4 protein-coding genes are annotated in these 3,733 nt (G+C 65.8%); 3 read left to right on the top strand and 1 reads right to left on the bottom strand.

Features of this window, described 5'->3' with window-relative positions; all coding sequences use genetic code 11:
• The coding region (locus tag AYR66_RS10345; protein ID WP_170942293.1) for a LysR family transcriptional regulator at positions 1-568 on the bottom strand (568 nt) is incomplete at its 3' end.
• A gap of 104 nt (positions 569-672) precedes the next feature.
• Between AYR66_RS10345 and AYR66_RS10340 the strand changes: the two genes are divergently transcribed.
• The 3 genes from AYR66_RS10340 to AYR66_RS10330 form a co-directional block, all read left to right on the top strand.
• Entirely contained in the window at positions 673-2,118 is a 1,446-nt protein-coding gene (locus tag AYR66_RS10340) for an efflux transporter outer membrane subunit (RefSeq protein WP_234814872.1), read from the top strand.
• 30 nt (positions 2,119-2,148) lie between these two features.
• On the top strand, positions 2,149-3,351 hold the full coding sequence (locus AYR66_RS10335) for an HlyD/EmrA/EmrK family protein (protein ID WP_088707426.1): 1,203 nt from the start codon (positions 2,149-2,151) through the stop codon (positions 3,349-3,351).
• The coding region (locus AYR66_RS10330) for an MFS transporter (RefSeq protein WP_141104208.1) at positions 3,348-3,733 on the top strand (386 nt) is incomplete at its 3' end. The genes AYR66_RS10335 and AYR66_RS10330, both read left to right, overlap by 4 nt.

Here is a 3,733-nt window from a genome sequence, read left to right as displayed (position 1 = left end):
CCGCTGACGCGAGTCCGGCGGGCGAATCCAGTCTGTCGTGCAGGCCCGGGAAAGCCGGGCTCGCGACCAGGATGCGCCGGCCGTTGCCCAGGGTTCGTGCCACCAGTCCCGCCGTTTCCTCGATGTACGGCATTGCCCGCAAGGCGAGGTCGAAGCGTTCGTCGATCAGGTTGACGTCGCGGTCCGATGCGTCAATGACGACGTTGACCTTGGGATGCGAGGCCAGGTAGCCCGGCAGGATGGGCGCCAGGTAGCTTTGGGCCAGCACCACCGGGCAGCTGACCCGGACCGATCCCGACGGTTCCTTGCGCAGTTCCGCAACGCTTTCGTATGCCGCCTGCGCCCCTTCCACTGCCGCCAGGCATTGCAGGTAGAAACGTTCCCCCGCTGCCGTGAGCGCGATACGGCGGGTCGAGCGCTGCAGCAGCCGGACGCCGAGGCGCTTTTCGAGATCGGCGACCCGGCGGCTGAGCCGGGTCTTTTCGATGCCGATGGCGCGCGCGGCGGCGGAAAAGCCGTTGTGGCGCACGACCGACGCGAAGAAATACAGGTCGTTCAAGTCTTCCATGCTTCATTGTTGCACATGCGCACCAGTCTTTGGTGAGTTTGCACTCTTATCGCTGAATCGTTGCTGGAATATATTCAATCTCATCCAGCAATTGAGAGGCAGCAATGACACCACTCCACTTCACCCGCCGGGCGACACTGATGGCGATGCCTGCGGCCGCCGCCATCGCGCTGGCCGGCTGTGCCAGCTTTGACGGCACGATTCCAGCGCAGTCGACGCTGCATGACGCGAACCGCCTGGCAGCTTCGGAAGCCCTGGACCGTCATGCTGTTTCTCCTGCCAACTGGCCGTCGGCCCGCTGGTGGCAGCGCTACGGCGATCCTCAGCTCGACCAGCTGGTGACCGAAGCGCTTGCGGACCATCCCTCGCTGGCAATCGCGGAAGCGCGGGTACGCCAGGCGGCGGCCCAGGGGGGGATCGCTGACGCAGCGAGAAGCCCGCAAATTGCCGCCAGCGCGAGAAACATCCGGCAGCGGTACAGCGAGCACGGCACCGTTCCCCGGCCGCTTGCCGGAAGCTGGAATGTCTTCAACGAAGCGACATTGAATTTCAGCCATGAATTCGATTTCTGGGGAAGGAACCAGGCGGCCGTCGATGCGGCGCTGGGCCAGCTCCGTGCAAACGAGGTGGAGAGCCAGTCCGCGCGCCTCGTGCTGGCTTCCGGTGTGGTGCAAACCTACTTCCGCCTGGCGCAGGCTTACCGGCAGCTGGACCTCGCCATGCAGGTGTTGAAGCAGCGGGAAGAACTGCTGCGCCTCACGCGGCAACGCGTCGAAGTCGGGATCGATTCTGACATCGACCTGAAGCAGGCGGAAAGCGCCATCCCGTCGGCACGCCAGCAAATTGCTGCCGGGCAGGAAGCCATTGCCCTTATTCGCAACCAGCTGGCCGCGATGCTGGGCAAGGGGCCGGACAGAGGGCTTGCGCTTGAACGTCCCGCGCTGGCGCTCGAGCGCGCCGCCGGCGTGCCCTCCACCGTGCCGGCCGAACTGATCGGCCGCCGTCCAGACCTCGTCGCCCAGCGCTGGCGCGTGGAGGCCGCATCGCGGAACATCGCCGAAGCGCGCGCCCGGTTTTACCCGAACGTCAGCCTCGTGGCCTTTGCAGGCTTGCAAAGCATCGGGCTAGGCGAGTTCCTGCATGCCGGCAGCCGCATTGCCGGCGCGGGGCCTGCGGTCAGCCTTCCGGTCTTCGACGGCGGGCGGCTGCGCGGCAATCTCGGCGCGCGCCATGCCGAATACGACCTCGCCGTCGAACAGTACAACCAGACTTTGGTCGATGCCCTGCAGGACGTCGTCAACCAGCTCACGTCCATGCAGTGGCTGGAGGAACAGCGAGGACAGCAAGCCGAGGCGGTGCGCGTCGCGGAAGGCGCCCACGTACTTGCCATGCAGCGCTTCCGGGCAGGGCTCGGCACTTACCTGCAGGTCCTGATAGCCGAGTCCCAGGTGCACAGCCAGAAGAAGCTGCTGATCGACCTCGACGCGCGCGCGATGCAGCTGGACGCGCACCTGATTCGCGCGCTGGGCGGCGGCGCACTGGACGCCTGACCAGCGCATTTACTCCACAGGAAAACCGACATGAGCCATTCCGAGCAAACCAATTTGTCCCGTCCCGCATCCGCCGAAAAACGGCATGCGCTCGCCACGCGCGTTTCATTCGCTGTGCTGCTGGCCGCCGGCCTCGCATTAGGCGGGTACTGGATGATGTCCGGCCGATATCAGGAAGCCACCGAAGACGCCTACGTCGAGGGCCACGTCGTCCACGTGACGCCGCAGACCTCCGGCACGGTGACGGCGGTCCATGCCGACAACACCGATTACATCGCTGCGGGAAAAGTGCTGCTGACGCTCAATCCCGTTGACGCCCGCGTTTCGCTGCAACGCGCCGAGGCGCAATTGGCGAAGGCCGTGCGGCAGGCGAGGGGACAGTTCTCATCCGCGTCGCAGATGCAGGCCTCGATCGAATTGCGGCGCGCCGACCTCTCGCGTGCGCTGGCCGACCTTGAACGGCGCCGGCCGCTTGTCACAAGCGGTGCCGTCTCGGCCGAGGATTTCCGGCACGCCGAAGAGGCCGCCCGTGCGGCAAGGGCGGCCCTCGCCGCCGCGGAACAGCAGTTCGCGGGTACGCAGGCACTGGTCGACCGCGTTTCGGTAGCGGACCACCCCGATGTCATCATGGCCGCGATGCAGGTTCGCGATGCCTATATCGCGGCCAGCCGGGCCGAACTGCGGGCGCCGGTAGGCGGCATGGTCACCCGGCGAAATGTCCAGGTGGGACAGCGTGTGAGCCCGGGTGCGACGCTGATGTCCATCGTCCCGCTTGACCAGATCTGGGTAACCGCGAATTTCAAGGAGTCCCAGTTGCGCGATATCCGCGTCGGGCAACCTGTGCGGCTCACCGCCGACGTCTACGGCAGCGCCGTCGAATACACGGGCAAAGTCGCCGGACTCGACGCCGGCACCGGCAGCGCCTTTTCCCTGTTGCCGGCACAGAACGCGACGGGCAACTGGATCAAGGTGGTGCAGAGGGTTCCGGTGCGCGTTTCACTCGACGCGGGCCAGCTGGCCGCCCATCCGCTTCGCCTCGGACTGTCCATGAAAGTCTCCGTGGACACGCGCGACCGGCAAGGGCTGGCCCTGGCCCTCACGCCGCGTGACGGAGGGCATGCTTACGAAACCAGGGTTTTCGAGGACGAGCAAACCGGCGCCGAGGAGATCATCCGGAACATCATCTCGACCAACCTCGCCAGGCAGGCCGCCGCGGGCAAGGCGTCGTCATGAAGCCGTCGGTTCCAAGGCCGTCCGCCAGCCTGCTCTTGACGGTATTCCTGCTCACCGCGCTTGAATTCCTGCAGTCCGGGATGATTGCGTTTGCCGCAGGCCCGATCATGGGCCACATTGGCGCCGCACCGGAGGAATACAGCCTGGCGGCCGCCGGTTACGCCTGCGTCGCGGTCATGACAATTTCCAAGCAGCGCTGGCTGGTGGAGCGGTTGGGCTGGCGGCGCTTTGTCCAGTTTTCACTTCTCCTGTTCATCATCGGTTCCCTCGTCTGCGCGACCAGCACGTCGTACGCGCAGTTTCTTGCCGGTCGCCTGATCATGGGCCTCGGTGGCGCCGCCTTCATGACGTCCGGGCGGGTCATCGTCAACCTCATTCCCCC

Origin of the sequence: Noviherbaspirillum denitrificans, assembly GCF_002211445.1 — a bacterium.
GTDB lineage: Bacteria > Pseudomonadota > Gammaproteobacteria > Burkholderiales > Burkholderiaceae_D > Noviherbaspirillum > Noviherbaspirillum denitrificans.
Note: the sequence above shows the minus strand (reverse complement) of the source record. Positions and strands in the feature narration are given on the sequence as shown.